This is a genomic window from Streptococcus mitis, assembly GCA_001560895.1.
Lineage (GTDB): Bacteria > Bacillota > Bacilli > Lactobacillales > Streptococcaceae > Streptococcus > Streptococcus mitis_Q.
On sequence record CP014326.1, the window covers coordinates 370,099 to 387,106 of the forward strand.

General features: G+C 39.8%; 22 protein-coding genes and 1 pseudogene. 19 read left to right on the forward strand and 4 right to left on the reverse strand.

Going from position 1 to position 17,008, the window contains the following annotated elements:
• Positions 1 to 172: 172 nt before the first annotated feature.
• A complete protein-coding gene (locus tag AXK38_01940; GenBank protein ID AMH88108.1) occupies positions 173 to 361 on the reverse strand; it encodes a transposase in 189 nt (62 codons plus the stop codon).
• A 44-nt stretch (positions 362 to 405) separates the two neighbouring features.
• Between AXK38_01940 and AXK38_01945 the strand changes: the two genes are divergently transcribed.
• The 7 genes from AXK38_01945 (at position 406) to AXK38_01975 (ending at position 7,427) form a co-directional block, all read left to right on the forward strand.
• Positions 406 to 726, forward strand: coding sequence for a PadR family transcriptional regulator (locus AXK38_01945; protein ID AMH88109.1), 321 nt, complete (start codon positions 406 to 408; stop codon positions 724 to 726).
• On the forward strand, positions 726 to 1,301 hold the full coding sequence (locus AXK38_01950; protein AMH88110.1) for a hypothetical protein: 576 nt from the start codon (positions 726 to 728) through the stop codon (positions 1,299 to 1,301). Before AXK38_01945 ends, AXK38_01950 begins: the two co-directional genes overlap by 1 nt.
• Positions 1,302 to 1,335: 34 nt before the next feature.
• The gene (locus tag AXK38_01955; protein AMH89603.1) at positions 1,336 to 1,848 is read left to right on the forward strand and encodes a phosphoglycerate kinase; all 513 of its coding nucleotides are present in this window, start codon (positions 1,336 to 1,338) and stop codon (positions 1,846 to 1,848) included.
• A 160-nt stretch (positions 1,849 to 2,008) separates the two neighbouring features.
• Complete coding sequence (locus tag AXK38_01960; GenBank protein ID AMH88111.1) at positions 2,009 to 3,043, forward strand: heat-inducible transcriptional repressor HrcA; 1,035 nt, start codon at positions 2,009 to 2,011, stop codon at positions 3,041 to 3,043.
• A 26-nt stretch (positions 3,044 to 3,069) separates the two neighbouring features.
• The gene (locus AXK38_01965; protein ID AMH88112.1) at positions 3,070 to 3,594 is read left to right on the forward strand and encodes a molecular chaperone GrpE; all 525 of its coding nucleotides are present in this window, start codon (positions 3,070 to 3,072) and stop codon (positions 3,592 to 3,594) included.
• Between the two features lie 487 nt (positions 3,595 to 4,081).
• Positions 4,082 to 5,905 (forward strand): molecular chaperone DnaK, encoded by a 1,824-nt coding sequence (dnaK, locus tag AXK38_01970; GenBank protein ID AMH88113.1) that lies wholly within the window; start codon positions 4,082 to 4,084, stop codon positions 5,903 to 5,905.
• A gap of 385 nt (positions 5,906 to 6,290) precedes the next feature.
• Entirely contained in the window at positions 6,291 to 7,427 is a 1,137-nt protein-coding gene (locus tag AXK38_01975) for a molecular chaperone DnaJ (protein ID AMH88114.1), read from the forward strand.
• A gap of 289 nt (positions 7,428 to 7,716) precedes the next feature.
• Here the strand turns inward: AXK38_01975 and AXK38_01980 are convergent, their stop codons facing one another.
• Together AXK38_01980 and AXK38_01985 are read right to left on the reverse strand one after the other, a co-directional pair.
• Positions 7,717 to 8,004, reverse strand: a complete 288-nt coding sequence (locus tag AXK38_01980; protein ID AMH88115.1) for a hypothetical protein — start codon at positions 8,002 to 8,004, stop codon at positions 7,717 to 7,719.
• A 9-nt stretch (positions 8,005 to 8,013) separates the two neighbouring features.
• A complete protein-coding gene (locus tag AXK38_01985) occupies positions 8,014 to 8,424 on the reverse strand; it encodes a histidine triad protein (protein ID AMH88116.1) in 411 nt (136 codons plus the stop codon).
• Positions 8,425 to 8,491: 67 nt separating this feature from the next.
• Between AXK38_01985 and AXK38_01990 the strand changes: the two genes are divergently transcribed.
• Together AXK38_01990 and AXK38_01995 are read left to right on the forward strand one after the other, a co-directional pair.
• On the forward strand, positions 8,492 to 9,223 hold the full coding sequence (locus AXK38_01990) for a multidrug ABC transporter ATP-binding protein (protein AMH88117.1): 732 nt from the start codon (positions 8,492 to 8,494) through the stop codon (positions 9,221 to 9,223).
• Complete coding sequence (locus AXK38_01995) at positions 9,220 to 10,269, forward strand: multidrug ABC transporter permease (GenBank protein AMH88118.1); 1,050 nt, start codon at positions 9,220 to 9,222, stop codon at positions 10,267 to 10,269. The genes AXK38_01990 and AXK38_01995 overlap by 4 nt, the downstream gene beginning before the upstream one ends.
• A gap of 61 nt (positions 10,270 to 10,330) precedes the next feature.
• Here AXK38_01995 and AXK38_02000 read toward each other — a convergent pair whose 3' ends face one another.
• Positions 10,331 to 10,660: a helicase BlpT gene (locus tag AXK38_02000; protein AMH88119.1), complete on the reverse strand. Its 330-nt coding sequence runs from the start codon at positions 10,658 to 10,660 to the stop codon at positions 10,331 to 10,333.
• A 295-nt stretch (positions 10,661 to 10,955) separates the two neighbouring features.
• On the opposite strand from AXK38_02000, the gene AXK38_02005 reads away from it, so the two are divergent.
• From AXK38_02005 to AXK38_02050, 10 genes and pseudogenes are all read left to right on the forward strand, one after another.
• Positions 10,956 to 11,693 carry a two-component system response regulator gene (locus tag AXK38_02005; GenBank protein AMH88120.1) on the forward strand — a complete coding sequence of 246 codons (738 nt, stop codon included), beginning with the start codon at positions 10,956 to 10,958 and terminating at the stop codon, positions 11,691 to 11,693.
• A 13-nt stretch (positions 11,694 to 11,706) separates the two neighbouring features.
• Positions 11,707 to 13,056, forward strand: a complete 1,350-nt coding sequence (locus AXK38_02010) for a histidine kinase (protein ID AMH88121.1) — start codon at positions 11,707 to 11,709, stop codon at positions 13,054 to 13,056.
• An 88-nt stretch (positions 13,057 to 13,144) separates the two neighbouring features.
• Complete coding sequence (locus AXK38_02015) at positions 13,145 to 13,501, forward strand: hypothetical protein (protein ID AMH88122.1); 357 nt, start codon at positions 13,145 to 13,147, stop codon at positions 13,499 to 13,501.
• Between the two features lie 385 nt (positions 13,502 to 13,886).
• Positions 13,887 to 14,381, forward strand: coding sequence for a hypothetical protein (locus AXK38_02020; GenBank protein ID AMH88123.1), 495 nt, complete (start codon positions 13,887 to 13,889; stop codon positions 14,379 to 14,381).
• A gap of 126 nt (positions 14,382 to 14,507) precedes the next feature.
• Positions 14,508 to 14,912, forward strand: coding sequence for an immunity protein (locus AXK38_02025; protein AMH88124.1), 405 nt, complete (start codon positions 14,508 to 14,510; stop codon positions 14,910 to 14,912).
• 110 nt (positions 14,913 to 15,022) lie between these two features.
• The gene (locus AXK38_02030; GenBank protein AMH88125.1) at positions 15,023 to 15,250 is read left to right on the forward strand and encodes a bacteriocin; all 228 of its coding nucleotides are present in this window, start codon (positions 15,023 to 15,025) and stop codon (positions 15,248 to 15,250) included.
• Between the two features lie 14 nt (positions 15,251 to 15,264).
• Positions 15,265 to 15,586 (forward strand): annotated as a pseudogene (locus AXK38_02035) (role in replication).
• Between the two features lie 28 nt (positions 15,587 to 15,614).
• Entirely contained in the window at positions 15,615 to 16,019 is a 405-nt protein-coding gene (locus tag AXK38_02040) for an immunity protein (GenBank protein AMH88126.1), read from the forward strand.
• A gap of 57 nt (positions 16,020 to 16,076) precedes the next feature.
• Positions 16,077 to 16,325, forward strand: a complete 249-nt coding sequence (locus AXK38_02045; protein AMH88127.1) for a hypothetical protein — start codon at positions 16,077 to 16,079, stop codon at positions 16,323 to 16,325.
• Between the two features lie 30 nt (positions 16,326 to 16,355).
• A complete protein-coding gene (locus AXK38_02050; protein ID AMH88128.1) occupies positions 16,356 to 16,967 on the forward strand; it encodes a CAAX protease in 612 nt (203 codons plus the stop codon).
• Positions 16,968 to 17,008 lie beyond the last annotated feature (41 nt).

Genomic DNA, 17,008 nt, shown 5'->3' on the forward strand with positions numbered 1-17,008 from the left:
TTATAGATTGTACAGTCAATAACAAGTGATTTGTATAAAATCAGTAAAATGAGTTGATATACAAGTAACTGTGTTTACATCAGAAAGCAACGTGTTTAGCGTTGCTTTTTGATTCTTTGTCATGAAGCTAGAATAGTGCAATGCGAATTCTAAGGCGTTGTTAGAAATTGATCTACAGTAAATTGAAACAAGAATAAGACAAAAGAGCCTCAAAAAAAGTATTGCAACTTGGTAATACCTTTTTGAGGTGCTTTTTGATATGGGCCCATGTTTTCTCAATAGGATTGTACTCAGGTGAGTAGGGAGGAAATGGTAAAAGTTTATGCTCGAATTCTTCACATAAGAGCTCTAGCTTATCCATTTTTTCTTTCTTTTTATATCGAACTAAATAGGAGGTGGCTATAAATGGAATTAACGGATAAGATCCGTCGTGTTTATCTTCCTATGACGGAAACGGGTTTTTATATCTTGTTCTGTCTGCAGCAGGAGAATAATGGATATGGTATTACACAAAAGGTCAAGGAGATGACAGATTCGCAAGTTTTAATTAGTCCTGGGACTATGTATGGTACCTTGTCAAAAATGGAAAAGGGTGGCTTGATTGCCTTTGTCCGAGAAGAGGAGAAACGGAAAATCTATCAGATCACAGACTTGGGGCGAAAAGTCTTAGATATTGAATTGAAGCGTATTGAACGGCTCTCCAGAAATAGTCGGGAGGAAGGATGATGGAAAAGAAAATTGTTTACCGAATTTTTACAATTGCGGATTATGAGAGGGAGGCTCTATACTTTAGAGAAATGCATGCTAAGGGCTGGAAACTTAGGAAAGTAAGCTATTCTATCTTATTGTTTGTAGTTAAGTATACCTTTGAAAAATGTCAGCCTGAGCAAGTATCTTATCAGTTGGATTTTTACCCAATGGAAAAATCAGAGAGAACCTCCTATTTACAACTATTTAAAGATTGTGGCTGGGAGCATATTACAGACTTTAATAGTTTTTCCTATTTTAGAAAAGCACATTCTGAAATTGAATCGGATGCAGAATTTGAAATTTATAACGATGCTACTAACAAGTTGGATATGGTTAATCGCATTTTAAGACTGCGACTAGTACCGAGTTTGCTTTTGCTAGCCATACATATATCATTATTACTTAAATTGCTCAATAGAAGTAATGCGTATGGTCTATGGGGTTTACTTGCGGTCGGGCTAGATATTTTCTTGTCTTTAATCCTTTTGTTAGTAGTTTCTTATATTGGTTGGAAGTTATGGCATAAAAAGAAGGAATTATCAGACTTATGATAGGGTAGGTATGCTCAAAATTGGAGGGGAAGTCATGATAAATAAAAAGCAATTTCGGATTTTCACCATTCTTGATTTGGACAAGGAAGAAGAATATTTACATGAGATGCATTTGAAAGGTTGGAGGTATAAAACTAGTCGTTTTGGTTTGTTCTATTTTGACCAATGTCAATCAGACGATGTCATCTACCGTATCTATGATTCTAGATTTCTTAAAAAGTATCAGCATGAATTGCAAGATTTTAGAAATAGCGGTTGGGAATTGATAGAAACAGGTTTTTGTTCAATTCTTCGTAAACCAGCTTCTGATATACTTACAGAGGATCAAGTTTATATGAGTAAGAGCCTCGGATGGGAAGTTATGCGATCTAGACTTCGTTCCTGTACAGCTACTTTCTTAGGCGGTCTTGTTATTTGTCTGAGTTTATTTAAAGAAGAGCTTTCTATGTCTTTCTTCATTATTTTTCTTTTATATACCTTTCTGATTTCTTATCTAATCCATGGTTTTTTCAGACTTAAAAAGAAATACAAAATGAATGGAAGGTAAGGTTCTAGGTCTTCAGACTGATTTTTAGCACTCTTGGTAAAAGAGTGCTAATTTTTTGAGTTTTTATCTTGACATTCTCTTCTAAGGGTGTATAATAGAATCATGAGTTAGCACTTGAACGTGTCGAGTGCTAATTGATCAGACAGAGAGGAGTGATGAGATGGTTACAGAGCGTCAGCAGGATATTTTAAATCTGATTATTGACATCTTTACCAAAACGCACGAACCTGTCGGATCCAAAGCCTTGCAAGAGTCTATTAACTCTAGCAGTGCAACTATTCGTAATGACATGGCGGCTTTAGAAAAGCAAGGTTTGCTTGAGAAGGCTCATACTTCAAGCGGTCGCATGCCAAGTGTTGCTGGTTTTCAGTACTATGTGAAACACTCACTGGATTTTGACCGACTGGCTGAAAATGAGGTTTATGAGATTGTCAAAGCCTTTGATCAGGAATTCTTCAAATTGGAGGATATTCTGCAAGAAGCTGCTAATCTACTAGCAGACTTGAGTGGCTGTACGGTAGTAGCACTGGATGTTGAGCCGAGCAGACAACGATTGACAGCCTTTGATATCGTGGTTTTAGGGCAACATACAGCCTTGGCAGTATTTACCTTAGACGAGTCTCGAACGGTTACCAGTCAGTTTCTGATTCCAAGGAACTTCTTGCAGGAAGATTTGCTGAAACTGAAGGCAATCATTCAGGAACGTTTCCTCGGTCACACCGTTCTAGATATTCACTACAAAATTCGGACGGAGATTCCGCAGATTATCCAGCGTTACTTTACAACAACGGATAATGTGATTGATCTCTTTGAACACATCTTTAAGGAAATGTTCAACGAAAATATTGTGGTGGCGGGTAAGGTCAATCTCTTGAATTTTGCCAATCTGGCAGCCTACCAGTTCTTTGATCAACCACAAAAGGTGGCCTTGGAGATTCGTGAAGGGCTGCATGAAGATCAGATGCAAAATGTCCGTGTTGCGGACAGTCAAGAGTCCTGTCTAGCAGATCTGGCGGTGATTAGTAGCAAGTTCCTCATTCCTTATCGGGGAGTTGGAATTCTAGCCATTATCGGTCCAGTTAATCTGGATTACCAACAGCTAATCAACCAAGTCAATGTGGTCAACCGTGTTTTGACCATGAAGTTGACAGATTTTTACCGCTATCTCAGCAGTAATCATTACGAAGTACATTAAGATTGAAATCATTAAAGGAGGCGAAAATGGCCCAAGATATAAAAAATGAAGAAGTAGAAGAAGTTCAAGAAGAGGAAGTTGTGGAAACAGCTGAAGAAACAGCTCCTGAGAAGTCTGAATTGGACTTGGCAAATGAACGTGCGGATGAGTTCGAAAATAAATACCTTCGTGCTCATGCAGAAATGCAAAATATCCAACGCCGTGCCAATGAAGAGCGTCAAAACTTGCAACGTTACCGTAGCCAAGACTTGGCAAAAGCAATTCTCCCTTCTTTGGACAACCTAGAGCGTGCCCTTGCAGTTGAAGGTTTGACAGACGATGTCAAAAAAGGATTGGAGATGGTGCAAGAGAGCTTGATTCACGCTTTGAAAGAAGAAGGAATCGAAGAAATCGCAGCTGACGGCGAATTTGACCATAACTACCATATGGCCATCCAAACTCTCCCAGCAGACGATGAACACCCAGCAGATACCATCGCCCAAGTTTTCCAAAAAGGCTACAAACTCCATGACCGCATCCTACGCCCAGCCATGGTAGTGGTTTATAACTAGGATACAAAGCCCGTAAAAAGCTCACAGTAAAAATAGGAGATTGACGAAGTGTTCGATGAACACAAGGAAATCTATCTTTTTTACCCAGAGCTTAGGGCGTGTTCGATTAGGCAATTCTGACGGTTGCTGAAGTAACTCGTCAGAAAACGGCAATCGCTATGACGTTTGCCTAGCCTCCTTACTAACTCGTCGTCGAAATAAAATCGATTTCGACTCCTCGTGTCGTAACATAAATACATTGAAAACTTGTCCGAAACGACACTAAACTATGAAAGAAAGATAAAAAGCAAGCCGGAGGCTTGCAAGGAAGATATTGCCCGCCGTGGTGAAAGTTTCAGTAGCTTTTGCTACTGAAACAGGGGATTTTTGAGACAATAGGCTCAAAAATAAGTGATGAAATCCCGTAGGGAGTTGCTCACGTCCCCACCACTTAAGGGGAATATCAAAAAAATCAAAATTAGAATTAAAATAACAAGGAGAAAAACACATGTCTAAAATTATCGGTATTGACTTAGGTACAACAAACTCAGCAGTTGCAGTTCTTGAAGGAACAGAAAGCAAAATCATCGCAAACCCAGAAGGAAACCGTACAACTCCATCTGTAGTTTCATTCAAAAATGGTGAAATCATCGTTGGTGATGCTGCAAAACGTCAAGCAGTTACAAACCCAGATACAGTTATCTCTATCAAATCTAAGATGGGTACTTCTGAAAAAGTTTCTGCTAACGGAAAAGAATACACTCCACAAGAAATCTCAGCTATGATTCTTCAATACTTGAAAGGTTATGCTGAAGACTACCTTGGTGAAAAAGTGACTAAAGCAGTTATCACAGTTCCAGCTTACTTTAACGATGCTCAACGTCAAGCAACTAAAGACGCTGGTAAAATCGCTGGTCTTGAAGTAGAACGTATTGTCAACGAACCAACTGCTGCGGCCCTTGCTTACGGTTTGGACAAGACTGATAAAGAAGAAAAAATCTTGGTATTTGACCTTGGTGGTGGTACATTCGACGTATCTATTCTTGAATTGGGTGACGGTGTCTTCGACGTATTGTCAACTGCAGGGGACAACAAACTTGGTGGTGACGACTTTGACCAAAAAATCATTGACCACTTGGTAGCAGAATTCAAAAAAGAAAACGGTATTGACTTGTCTACTGACAAGATGGCAATGCAACGTTTGAAAGATGCGGCTGAAAAAGCTAAGAAAGACCTTTCTGGTGTAACTTCAACACAAATCAGCTTGCCGTTTATCACTGCTGGTGAAGCTGGACCTCTTCACTTGGAAATGACCTTGACTCGTGCGAAATTTGACGATTTGACTCGTGACCTTGTAGAACGTACAAAAGTTCCAGTTCGTCAAGCCCTTTCAGATGCAGGTTTGAGCTTGTCAGAAATCGACGAAGTTATCCTTGTTGGTGGTTCAACTCGTATCCCTGCCGTTGTTGAAGCTGTTAAGGCTGAAACTGGTAAAGAACCAAACAAATCAGTAAACCCTGATGAAGTTGTTGCTATGGGTGCTGCCATCCAAGGTGGTGTGATTACTGGTGATGTTAAAGATGTTGTCCTTCTTGACGTAACACCATTGTCACTTGGTATCGAAACAATGGGTGGAGTATTTACAAAACTTATCGATCGCAACACTACTATTCCAACATCTAAATCACAAGTCTTCTCAACTGCAGCAGACAACCAACCAGCCGTTGATATCCACGTTCTTCAAGGTGAACGCCCAATGGCAGCAGATAACAAGACTCTTGGACGCTTCCAATTGACAGATATCCCAGCTGCACCACGTGGAATTCCTCAAATCGAAGTAACATTTGACATCGACAAGAACGGTATCGTGTCTGTTAAGGCCAAAGACCTTGGAACTCAAAAAGAACAAACAATTGTCATCCAATCGAACTCTGGTTTGACTGACGAAGAAATCGATCGCATGATGAAAGATGCAGAAGCTAACGCTGAAGCAGATAAGAAACGTAAAGAAGAAGTTGACCTTCGTAACGAAGTAGACCAAGCGATCTTTGCGACTGAAAAGACAATCAAGGAAACTGAAGGCAAAGGCTTCGATGCAGAACGTGATGCTGCACAAGCTGCCCTTGATGACCTTAAGAAAGCTCAAGAAGACAACAACTTGGACGAAATGAAATCAAAACTTGAAGCATTGAATGAAAAAGCTCAAGGCCTTGCTGTGAAACTCTATGAACAAGCCGCAGCAGCCCAACAAGCTCAAGCAGGAGCAGAAGGCGCACAAGCAACAGGAAACGCAGGCGATGACGTCGTAGACGGAGAGTTTACGGAAAAATAAAATAGTCCAGTGGACTATTTTATCCCGAGCTTGAAAATCAGGAGAGCGAGGTAGGTAAGAATGACTAATCACTAAAGTGATTGTCCTTCTACGGCAATCGCTATGGCGACTTGCCTAAACGTCTTACTAGTTCTAAAACAAAGTATAATCGACTTTGTTTTAGAACGTCGTAATGATAGGAAGAAATCCAGAGGTTGCAACCCAGCCTCTGTTTTTCGGTAAAAAGGAACTAAACCTGATTTATTTGGGTTTTGTCTCATCAATATGAAAGAAAGGAATTGAACCCGACCTAAATTCTCGGAAAAAAGATAAATCTGCCTAGGAGCATCGCTCCAGCGTCAGATTTCCTATTTTTCAGTCGAATTTTACGGTCTTGGTATCTTGTATGAACAATACTGAATTTTATGATCGTCTGGGGGTGTCAAAAAACGCTTCGGCAGACGAAATCAAAAAGGCTTATCGTAAGCTTTCGAAAAAATATCACCCAGATATCAACAAGGAGCCTGGTGCTGAGGAAAAGTACAAGGAAGTTCAGGAAGCCTATGAGACTTTGAGTGACGATCAAAAACGGGCTGCCTATGACCAATATGGTGCGGCTGGAGCCAACGGTGGCTTTGGTGGTGCTGGTGGTTTCGGCGGTTTCAATGGGGCGGGTGGCTTCGGTGGTTTTGAGGACATCTTCTCAAGTTTCTTCGGCGGAGGCGGTGCTTCGCGCAATCCAAACGCTCCTCGTCAGGGGGATGACCTCCAGTATCGTGTGAACTTGACCTTTGAAGAAGCTATTTTTGGAGCTGAAAAAGAAGTTAAGTACAACCGTGAAGCTAGCTGTCGTACATGTAATGGTTCTGGTGCTAAGCCAGGAACAAGTCCAGTTACTTGTGGACGCTGTCATGGTTCAGGTGTGATCAATGTTGATACCCAAACACCTCTCGGTATGATGCGTCGCCAAGTAACCTGTGATGTCTGTCACGGTCGCGGAAAAGAAATCAAAGACCCATGTACAACTTGTCACGGAACAGGGCATGAAAAACAAGCGCATAGCGTACATGTCAAAATTCCTGCTGGTGTGGAAACAGGTCAACAAATTCGCCTAGCTGGTCAAGGTGAAGCTGGCTTTAATGGTGGACCTTATGGTGACTTGTATGTAGTGGTTTCTGTGGAAGCCAGCGATAAGTTTGAACGTGAAGGGACTACTATCTTCTACAATCTCAACCTTAACTTTGTTCAAGCAGCTCTTGGTGATACAGTAGATATTCCAACTGTTCACGGTGATGTTGAATTGGTTATTCCAGAGGGAACTCAGACTGGTAAGAAATTCCGTCTACGTGGCAAGGGAGCTCCGAGTCTTCGTGGTGGTGCAGTGGGTGACCAATACGTTACTGTTAATGTCGTAACACCGACAGGTTTGAACGACCGTCAAAAAGCAGCCTTGAAAGAATTCGCAGCTGCTGGTGATTTAAAAGTCAATCCAAAGAAAAAAGGCTTCTTTGACCATATTAAAGATGCCTTTGAAGGAGAATAAACAAAAAGAGCCGAGTGGCTCTTTTTTGTTTATAGATTTTTTAAAACTTTCCTTAAGTGATGACGGACGGTAGGGACCTTCTTCGAAGTTCCATACCTAAACTTTGAGCCTAGGTATCAAAGTTTCCGAACACCTGAAACCAAGCTGTTTCAGGTGTTTTCATTACGGCGGAAAGCCTAGGAAAGTCTTCGATTTAGTTGTGAAATGGTGAATGAGTTGCCTAAATTATGATGTATAGTTGATGGGATATAACTTGTTTACCTTTTAAAAAAGAGCCGTCGGGCTCTTTTTACTTATCTTCAATTTCCTGTGTTTCTTTGATCACAGCTAGTCTAGTCTGTATATCCTTTTCCAAGACCTTAAACTTATAAGTCAGGTCTTCTTGGTATTCCTTGATGAGTTCTTTTTGCTGGTCGATGATTTGCAGGCTGTTTTGGATAATATCCACGTCGTCCTTGATAGCTTGAACGCGGTCAGTAGTGTTCAAGACTTCATCTGTGATGGCTTGGCGATTTTTTGTGACCAAATAACTTCCAGCTGCAGCTCCTGCAAATAGCAGTAGATTGGATAATTTCATGGCAACTCCTTAGGCGTTTTTGATGGTTTCAGCGACTTGAGCAAGTTTGTCAAAGTCTGGTTCGTGGGCGATAAAATCAATCTTGAGGTCATCATCGGCACTGTAGCGAGGCACGAGGTGAACGTGGGTATGAAAGACTGTTTGTCCTGCGATTTCTTCACAGTTGGCAATGATATTCATGCCAGCAGCTTTGGTAGCTTTCATGACTTTTTGAGCAATTGTTGGCACTTGGGTAAAGAGTTGGCTGGCGCTAGTAGCGTCCATTTCCAAAAGATTGCGATAGTGCTCTTTTGGTACAACCAAGGTGTGTCCTGGTGTCACTTGAGAGATATCAAGAAAGGCAAGAACCTGCTCATCTTCATATACTTTTGAAGCAGGAATTTCCCCTGCGATGATTTTACAAAAAATGCAATCTGACATAAAATCTACCTCTACTGTATTGAATTTTGATATAATATAGCTACATTATACCAGATTTGGAGAAAATATGTTAGAAATAAAAAACCTGACAGGTGGCTATGTTCATGTCCCTGTCTTGAAAGATGTGTCCTTTACAGTTGAAAGTGGGCAGTTAGTCGGTTTGATTGGTCTCAATGGTGCTGGGAAATCAACGACCATCAATGAGATTATTGGTCTATTGACACCTTATAGTGGCTCCATCAATATCAATGGCCTGACCTTGCAAGAAGATGCGACTAACTACCGCAAGCAAATTGGCTACATTCCTGAGACGCCTAGTTTGTATGAGGAATTAACTCTCAGAGAGCATATTGAAACGGTTGCCATGGCTTATGGTATTGAGCAGAAAGTGGCTTTTGAGCGAGTAGAACCCTTGTTAAAAATGTTCCGTCTGGACCAGAAATTAGACTGGTTCCCTGTTCATTTCTCCAAAGGGATGAAGCAAAAGGTCATGATTATCTGTGCTTTTGTGGTGGATCCGAGTCTTTTCATCGTGGATGAGCCTTTCCTTGGTCTCGATCCGCTGGCGATTTCTGACTTGATTCAGCTTTTGGAAGTGGAAAAGCAAAAAGGCAAGTCTATTCTCATGAGTACCCACGTGCTGGATTCGGCGGAGAAGATGTGTGATGCCTTCGTTATTCTCCACAAGGGGGAGGTGCGTGCTAAGGGGAATCTGGCACAACTGCGCGAGGCTTTTGACATGCCTGAGGCTAGTTTGAATGACATTTACTTGGCGCTGACCAAAGAGGAGGACCTATGAAAGACTTGTTTTTAAAGAGAAAGCAGGCTTTTCGTAAGGAGTGTCTTGGTTATCTGCGCTATGTTCTCAATGACCACTTTGTCTTATTCCTGCTTGTTCTGCTGGGCTTTCTAGCCTACCAGTACAGTCAACTCTTGCAACATTTTCCTGAAAATCATTGGCCGATCCTTTTGTTTATAGGAATTACCTCTGTTTTACTTTTGCTTTGGGGTGGAATTGCCACCTATATGGAGGCTCCAGACAAGCTCTTTCTCTTAGTTGGAGAAGAGGAAATCAAGCTCCATCTCAAGCGTCAAACTGGCATTTCCCTATTCTTTTGGCTCTTTGTCCAGACCCTTTTCTTGCTTTTATTTGCGCCTTTATTTTTGGCCATGGGTTATGGCTTGCCAGTTTTTCTGATCTATGTGCTTTTATTTGGGGTAGGGAAATATCTGCTCTTTCGTCAAAAGGCCAGCAAATTTTTCACTGAAACTGGTCTTGATTGGGACTTTGTCATTTCCCAAGAAAGTAAGCGTAAGCAAGTCTTGCTTCGTTTCTTTGCCCTCTTTACGCAGGTAAAGGGAATTTCAAACAGCGTCAAGCGTCGTGCCTATCTGGACTTTATCCTAAAAGCTGTTCAGAAGGTGCCTGGGAAGATTTGGCAAAATCTCTATCTGCGTTCTTATTTGCGAAATGGAGACCTCTTTGCGCTCAGTCTCCGTCTGCTCCTACTTTCCTTGCTGGCGCAGGTCTTTATCGAGCAAGCTTGGATTGCGACAGCAGTGGTAGTTCTCTTTAACTACCTCTTGCTCTTCCAGTTACTGGCCCTCTATCATGCCTTTGACTACCAGTATTTGACCCAACTCTTTCCACTGGACAAGGGGCAAAAGGAAAAAGGCTTACAGGCTGTAGTCCGAGGATTGACCAGTTTTGTTTTACTTGTGGAATTAGTTGTTGGGTTGATTACCTTCCAAGAAAAACTAGCCCTTCTAGCCTTACTGGGAGCTGGTTTGGTTTTACTAGTCTTGTACTTACCTTATCAGGTAAAACGTCAGATGCAGGACTAATATTGCTTATATGATATTAAAAAAGAAGTTGAGTTCAGTTTGTCTCAGCTTCTTTTATTTTCTACAAGATAATGGTTGGTCCGTAGAGACTCAACTTGGTCTTGACTTGGTCAAAGTGGAAGCGGTCATAGGCCCGCCAAGCGGCGCGGGTAGGAGCGTCTGGATTGAGAGCGCTGAGTCCCATGAGAAGACTGGAAGTCTGGTAAAATTTTTCCAGTTCAATCAAGACTCGATTATCCACAGTCTCAGCCTTGGCTAGAAAGCCAAGAATAGAGTTTAATTGCTCCTGAAAGCGGACGTCGTCAGCGGTTGCCTGTTTGCATGCTTGATAGGCTTTGTTTAAGTCAGTAATCAAAGTCTGAGCTCTTTTGATAGGGTCTGTATCTGTCATGAGAATTCCTCCTTTAATCTGGGTGCCAGTCTTGTTTCTAGCAACTGTGTTTTGATACTGTTAGTTTATCACTTTTGTCTCCTTTTTCACCATAAAATCTTTAATTGTACTTGAAATTTCCTGAATGGTACTGTTAAGATTTTATGATAAAATAGTTGTAAGATTATCATGCTTATTTGAGGAACAAGCTACCTTTCAGGAGCTTTGAAGGCCTATTTAAGATTTGGTGGGCTTGTGTCAGAGTATTTTTGCTATTCTCTTTTTAGGAAGAAATTGAAACAAGGAGAGTAAGAAGATGAGAATATTTGTTTTAGAAGATGATTTTTCCCAACAAGCTAGAATTGAAACGACCATTAAGAAACTCTTGAAGGAACATCATATCATTCCTAGCTCTTTTGAGGTCTTTGGCAAGCCAGACCAGCTACTGGCAGAGGTGCATGAGAAGGGCGCCCATCAGCTATTCTTTTTGGATATTGAGATTCGAAATGAGGAGATGAAGGGGCTGGAAGTGGCTAGAAAGATTCGGGATCGGGATCCCTATGCTCTCATCGTCTTTGTGACGACTCACTCGGAGTTTATGCCCCTGTCCTTTCGCTACCAAGTGTCTGCTTTGGACTACATTGATAAGGCACTTTCGGCAGAGGAGTTTGAATCTCGTATCGAGACAGCCCTCCTCTATGGCAATGGTCAAGACAGTAAAAGTCTAGCTGAAGATTGCTTTTACTTTAAATCAAAATTTGCCCAATTCCAGTATCCTTTTAAAGAGGTTTACTATCTAGAAACGTCGCCCAGAGCCCATCGTGTTATTCTTTATACCAAGACAGACAGGCTGGAGTTTACAGCGAGTTTAGAGGATGTTTTCAAGCAGGAGCCTCGTCTTTTGCAGTGCCATCGCTCTTTTCTCATCAATCCTGCCAATGTAGTTCGTTTGGATAAGAAAGAAAAACTCCTTTTCTTTCCAAATGGAGGAAGCTGTATGATCGCGCGTTATAAGGTCAGGGAAGTGTCTGAAGCGATCAATAACTTACACTGAGCTAGGAGAGTTTATGAACATTGTTTGGATATTGTTGTATACACTTGTTACTCATGGGCTAGAAATTGTCATTTTCTTTAAGGTGGATGGAATTGGTCTCACTTTTGAGAGGATTTTTAAGGCCTTTCTTTTTAAGATACTGTTGGCCTTTGTTTTTTTAATGATTGGCTATATGGTAGGAGATAATTACCTATTTTATTTTATGGCACCCTTGTATGGCATAGGCTTGTCTTTCTTACTGTTAAGAGGGCTTCCTAAAAAACTCCTCTTCTTTTATGGTCTCTTTCCAATGATATTGGTGAATCTCTTTTATAGAGGGGTCTACTATTTTGTGCTTCCATTTTGGAGACAAGAAATTGTAGATAAAGATAGCAATCCTATCTTTTTATTGATGACGATATTCGTTTGCTTCATAGTTTTAGTCTTTTTGAAATGGTTGGACTATGATTTCACTAACTTGAGAAAGGAGATTCTAGATAAAGGTTTTCAAAAGTCCCTGACTAAGATTAACTGGATAATGGGGGCTTACTATCTAGTGATGCAAAGTCTGTCTTTCTTTGAATATGAACAAGGTATTCAATCAACGACTGTTCGCCATCTGATCCTAGTGTTTTACTTGCTCTTTTTTATGGGGATAATCAAGAAGCTGGATACCTATTTGAAGGACAAACTCCATGAGAGACTGGACCAAGAACAGGCCTTGCGTTACAGAGATATGGAACGCTATAGTCGGCATATAGAGGAACTTTACAAGGAAGTACGGAGTTTTCGCCATGACTATACCAACCTCTTAACCAGCTTACGTTTGGGCATTGAAGAGGAGGATATGGAGCAGATAAAAGAGGTCTACGACTCCGTCTTAAAGGATTCTAGTGAAAAATTGCAGGACAATAAATATGACCTTGGACGATTGGTGAATATTCGTGATAAAGCCCTCAAAAGTCTCCTCGCGGGAAAATTTCTAAAAGCCAGAGATAAGGACATTGTCTTTAATGTCGAAGTTCCTGAGGAGATTCAGGTAGAGGGGATGAGCCTACTTGATTTTCTAACCATTGTGTCTATCCTTTGTGACAATGCTATTGAAGCCAGTGCAGAGGCTAGTCAACCTCACGTTTCAATCGCCTTTTTCAAAAATGGAGCACAGGAGACCTTTATCATCGAAAATTCTATCAAAGAAGAGGAGATAGATATTTCTGAAATCTTCTCCTTTGGAGCCAGTTCTAAAGGGGAGGAGAGAGGAGTTGGTCTCTATACCGTTATGAAAATTGTGGAAAGTCATCCCAATACCAGTCTCAATACCACCTGTCAAAATCAAGTCTTTCGTCAGGTTTTAACAGTTCACTTGTTGCCGGTTGGTCATTAGAAAATTTGTGAAAAAATTGGCAGAAGTTGACAGATAAGTTTTGTCTTTATCTGGTTTGATTTTTACCAGAGTATGTGAGGTATATTAAATGAATAAGAAATCCTTTTTTATCATCTGCTCTACGTTGATCATAGCATCAAATCTTCTCATGCTTTCCGTGGTGAACAAGGGAGAAGAAACAGGGAGCAACCTGTTTGTGATTGCTATAGCCTGTGTTATGCTACCAGCCTTTTTATATGCAGTTGAAAACAGACTTACTTCAATGGTAAGAGTAGAATCAATACTCCTGATTCAGTTGACAGTTATATCCCTACTCCGTCTTATCAATAGAATAGGGAGTACGCCTGAAATCCTCAACATTATCATTACCCTTATCGCTTTGGCAAGTGGGACAGCTGCTATCCTTGTTGCGATCATGAGAATATATGAGAACATACGGAAGTGAGGGTGAGTAGTTTTCTATTTTGTATTTTCACATTGTCAAGTTTCCCCCAGGGCAAGTATGTTTTTCATGCTTGCTTTTTAAATTTTTTAACAATTCAAGAGGTTTTGATGACCATTTATGATTTGAGTGATCCAAGAATAAAACGAGTGCTATACTAGCAGTGTAAAGATTGAAGCAGGAAGTGTGATAAAACACAAGTTAAGGAAGCGGGGGCTTCGTTCGTGGAAGTAGTAAATTAGAAAAAATATCTTATTAATGAGTTGAAAAAAGGACAAACTATGAAAAAACGATTTCTATCTTTAAAAAAATAATTACTTGTTTTTTACTTACTTTTGCTATTCAAGTTGTACCATTAACTGTTGTGAGACGATTTTATGACGGAGTGATGGGAGATGTGTTCAGTGTTGGTGCCTTCTTTCTATCTTTCTTTATATGCTTAACCATTCTTGTATATCTTATTAAGAGATGGGGTGATGAGACTACTTTAGATTGCTTGCTAATCAAATGGGTAGAATTGAAATGGATTGTTCTTGCTTATCTGGCTAATCTGGTTTTAGTAGTTGGTTTTATATTTTTCATGACCGTTCTTGGAAAAGTCCATGATAATACAAGTTCTTTAAGCTTTTTTCAACATTTGGAAACAAGTGGTTTCTTGTACATAGTTCTATTCTGGTTGTCAACTACTTTCACTCAACCTCTTTTGGAGGAGATACTCTTTAGAGGAATCATTTTAGGAAGTTTAGAAAAATATTCTCCCATAGTTGCTATTATCCTTTCGGCTGTTCTTTTTGGATTTGCTCATGACGGAGAAATGCTCTCTCAGCATCTAGTGTCAGGAATTGTATTAGGAATTCTCTATATAAAGCGGAGAAATCTATAGTCCTGTGTAGTTGTACATGGTTTGATGAATGCTACTGTCACCTGTCTCTTTTTTCTGGCTACTTAGGTTTTGAACCGGTGAGTTTGTGTAGTTCTTTGTCTAATAATATATGAAGGGAGCAAAGAAATGAAAACTTTTCTTGCTAAAAAACGGAACATCTTCCTTGCGAGATTGTTCTTAGGTCAGTTGCCTTTACTTGTCTCTACTTATCTATTTCTATCTCGTCAGTTTTTAAATTTTTCCTTAGTTTTCCAATTTCTCTTAGTGGTTATTAACTTAGCTTCCATTTTGCTCACTGTTTACCTCACTAGGGAAATGAGAATAAGAGAGTTTGAAGATGATGATTTGGTTAGTCCTAGAACCAATCAATTCATGTATATCGGCTTGACAGGTTTTATGTCCATTATCTGTTTGTATAGAGGTATCACAGCAGGAGAATTCTACCAACAACTTATTGCTTATATAGGCGCTATTCTCTGCTTGCTTATTATGCTTCTGCTCATTTGGGGCTTGAAGTATTATAAAAAGTAGAGGCTAATGCAGTTTTTGCAATTTAAGATTAGGATGAAAAAAATTAATAAACAGTAATACTAAACTTGTCAAAGTTGCAACAAAACAAAAACAAAAAAGTAGTATTCGTTATGAATACAAAAACGATGTCACAATTTGAAATTATGGATACTGATATGCTTGCTTGCGTTGAAGGTGGTTTTGGAGGTTGGGGAGATCTGCTTTCTGCTTTATTGGGTGGGCTAGCACCTTCTCCAACTTTGGATCAATTAAATGGTAAGTGGGCTATTATACATTTTTCAAAACCATGTGGTCCATATGGTATAGGGGGAACTCCAAACTCATGTAATGGTATTTAAAAAGGATTGAAGCTATGAAGGCAAAATATGGGAATCAAATTGTTGATGTTTGGGAAAATTGGTCAAGCAACTCCTAAACCAAGTTGGGTAGAGGAAGCTTTTCAAAAAAATTATATGGTTTGGTTGGATAATCATGTGCGCATTCTAATGGCAGGTCTCAACACTTCTCTCGCAACGAATATCAAGTTTGGTCTAGTTGGAACAGTTGGAGGAGGATTCGCTGGTTATGGAATGTATGTTCTTGGTTATCCAGGTGATTATATAGATATCACAAATCATAGAGTTGTTTCTGCTAAAACATTTCACAAAAGTTATCAAATTTTAGAAAATGATTAGATATCATTTAATTGTAATGGAGAAAGCAATGAAAAAAATATTTAAAAAAAAACGGAACATCTTCCTTGCGAGATTGTTCCTAGGTCAGTTGCCCTTACTTGTCTCTACTTATCTATTTCTATCTCGTCAGTTTTTAAATTTTTCCTTGATTTTCCAATTTCTTTTAGTGGTTATTAACTTGGCTTCTATTTTGGTCACTGTTTACCTCACTAGGGAAATGAGGATAAGAGAGTTTGAAGATGATGATTTGGTTAGTCCTAGAACCAATCAACTCATGTATATCGGCTTGACAGGCTTTATGTCTATTATTTGTTTGTATAGAGGTATCACAGCAGGAGAATTCTATCAACAATTAATTGCCTATATTGGTGCGGTTCTCTGCTTGTTTATCATGCTTTTGCTCATTTGGGGTTTGAAGTATTATAAAAAGTAGGGGAGAGTTTTCTTATTAATCTGGAACTAGTCTATAGTCTGACAAGGGGAGGTCATCATGTATAAACACTTATTTTTCCTAGATTCAAAAACCTTAGACTGGTTGACACCCTATATTCTAGTCTTGGCTTCTGACACCATTGCCTTTAATGTTTTTGTGCTCACCTTTGTATCTGTGGTGGTCTTTTATTTCCTAAATTCCATGCTAGCTTTTATGGCTATATTCTTAGGATCTGGCTATGTTGTCGGATTTTGGCTACTAAAATGGTTTGTTTTGGAAAGACTAGAGCTAAAGGATGGCTTGTAGGGAAGTCTGTTTGGTGAGGAGGATAAATTTATGGAGTTCTTTGATAAATTTCATGCCTTTTGTTTTGGATTTTTAGTATTACTAATCGTCATTACAGTTCCTTATACGATTAACCACGGGGATTTTTTTCAAAATGAGCCTGCATTGATTATTGTAAGTTTTCTAGTAACCTCGCTGAGTGTTGTTTATGCTAGAAAGTTTGAAATGATTTCTTTTGGGATGTTAAGAAAGACAGAACTTTTGCTGTTCATTGTAATCTTTATTCTAAGTGTACTTGAGACGCTGGTTTATATTCATTTTTTTGCTATTTCTTCTGGCGCAGGAGTTCAACACTTGGCGGAAGTCAGTAGAGGAATTTCTCTGTCTTTGATTTTGACTTCCTCAGTTTTTGGACCCATCCAGGAGGAACTCATTTTCAGAGGACTTCTTCAAGGTGCCGTTTTTGACAATTCTTGGTTAGGGCTTGTGCTAACTTCCTCTCTCTTTTCTTTCATGCATGGACCTTCTAATGTATCTTCGTTTATTTTTTATCTACTTGGGGGCTTGTTACTGGGCTTTGCTTATAAAAAGAGCCAAAACCTATGGGTTTCTACTCTAGTTCACATGTTTTACAATGCTTGGCCACTCTTATATTATTTATAAAAATCATGAAAGGTAAGCAGAAGACGGTGCTTGCCTTTTTC

Coding starts and splice junctions, on each gene's coding strand:
- AXK38_01940 (AMH88108.1), bottom strand. CDS start 361: ATGGATAAGCTAGAGCTCTTATGTGAAGAATTCGAGCATAAACTTTTA.
- AXK38_01945 (AMH88109.1), top strand. CDS start 406: ATGGAATTAACGGATAAGATCCGTCGTGTTTATCTTCCTATGACGGAA.
- AXK38_01950 (AMH88110.1), top strand. CDS start 726: ATGGAAAAGAAAATTGTTTACCGAATTTTTACAATTGCGGATTATGAG.
- AXK38_01955 (AMH89603.1), top strand. CDS start 1,336: ATGATAAATAAAAAGCAATTTCGGATTTTCACCATTCTTGATTTGGAC.
- AXK38_01960 (AMH88111.1), top strand. CDS start 2,009: ATGGTTACAGAGCGTCAGCAGGATATTTTAAATCTGATTATTGACATC.
- AXK38_01965 (AMH88112.1), top strand. CDS start 3,070: ATGGCCCAAGATATAAAAAATGAAGAAGTAGAAGAAGTTCAAGAAGAG.
- dnaK (AMH88113.1), top strand. CDS start 4,082: ATGTCTAAAATTATCGGTATTGACTTAGGTACAACAAACTCAGCAGTT.
- AXK38_01975 (AMH88114.1), top strand. CDS start 6,291: ATGAACAATACTGAATTTTATGATCGTCTGGGGGTGTCAAAAAACGCT.
- AXK38_01980 (AMH88115.1), bottom strand. CDS start 8,004: ATGAAATTATCCAATCTACTGCTATTTGCAGGAGCTGCAGCTGGAAGT.
- AXK38_01985 (AMH88116.1), bottom strand. CDS start 8,424: ATGTCAGATTGCATTTTTTGTAAAATCATCGCAGGGGAAATTCCTGCT.
- AXK38_01990 (AMH88117.1), top strand. CDS start 8,492: ATGTTAGAAATAAAAAACCTGACAGGTGGCTATGTTCATGTCCCTGTC.
- AXK38_01995 (AMH88118.1), top strand. CDS start 9,220: ATGAAAGACTTGTTTTTAAAGAGAAAGCAGGCTTTTCGTAAGGAGTGT.
- AXK38_02000 (AMH88119.1), bottom strand. CDS start 10,660: ATGACAGATACAGACCCTATCAAAAGAGCTCAGACTTTGATTACTGAC.
- AXK38_02005 (AMH88120.1), top strand. CDS start 10,956: ATGAGAATATTTGTTTTAGAAGATGATTTTTCCCAACAAGCTAGAATT.
- AXK38_02010 (AMH88121.1), top strand. CDS start 11,707: ATGAACATTGTTTGGATATTGTTGTATACACTTGTTACTCATGGGCTA.
- AXK38_02015 (AMH88122.1), top strand. CDS start 13,145: ATGAATAAGAAATCCTTTTTTATCATCTGCTCTACGTTGATCATAGCA.
- AXK38_02020 (AMH88123.1), top strand. CDS start 13,887: ATGGGAGATGTGTTCAGTGTTGGTGCCTTCTTTCTATCTTTCTTTATA.
- AXK38_02025 (AMH88124.1), top strand. CDS start 14,508: ATGAAAACTTTTCTTGCTAAAAAACGGAACATCTTCCTTGCGAGATTG.
- AXK38_02030 (AMH88125.1), top strand. CDS start 15,023: ATGAATACAAAAACGATGTCACAATTTGAAATTATGGATACTGATATG.
- AXK38_02040 (AMH88126.1), top strand. CDS start 15,615: ATGAAAAAAATATTTAAAAAAAAACGGAACATCTTCCTTGCGAGATTG.
- AXK38_02045 (AMH88127.1), top strand. CDS start 16,077: ATGTATAAACACTTATTTTTCCTAGATTCAAAAACCTTAGACTGGTTG.
- AXK38_02050 (AMH88128.1), top strand. CDS start 16,356: ATGGAGTTCTTTGATAAATTTCATGCCTTTTGTTTTGGATTTTTAGTA.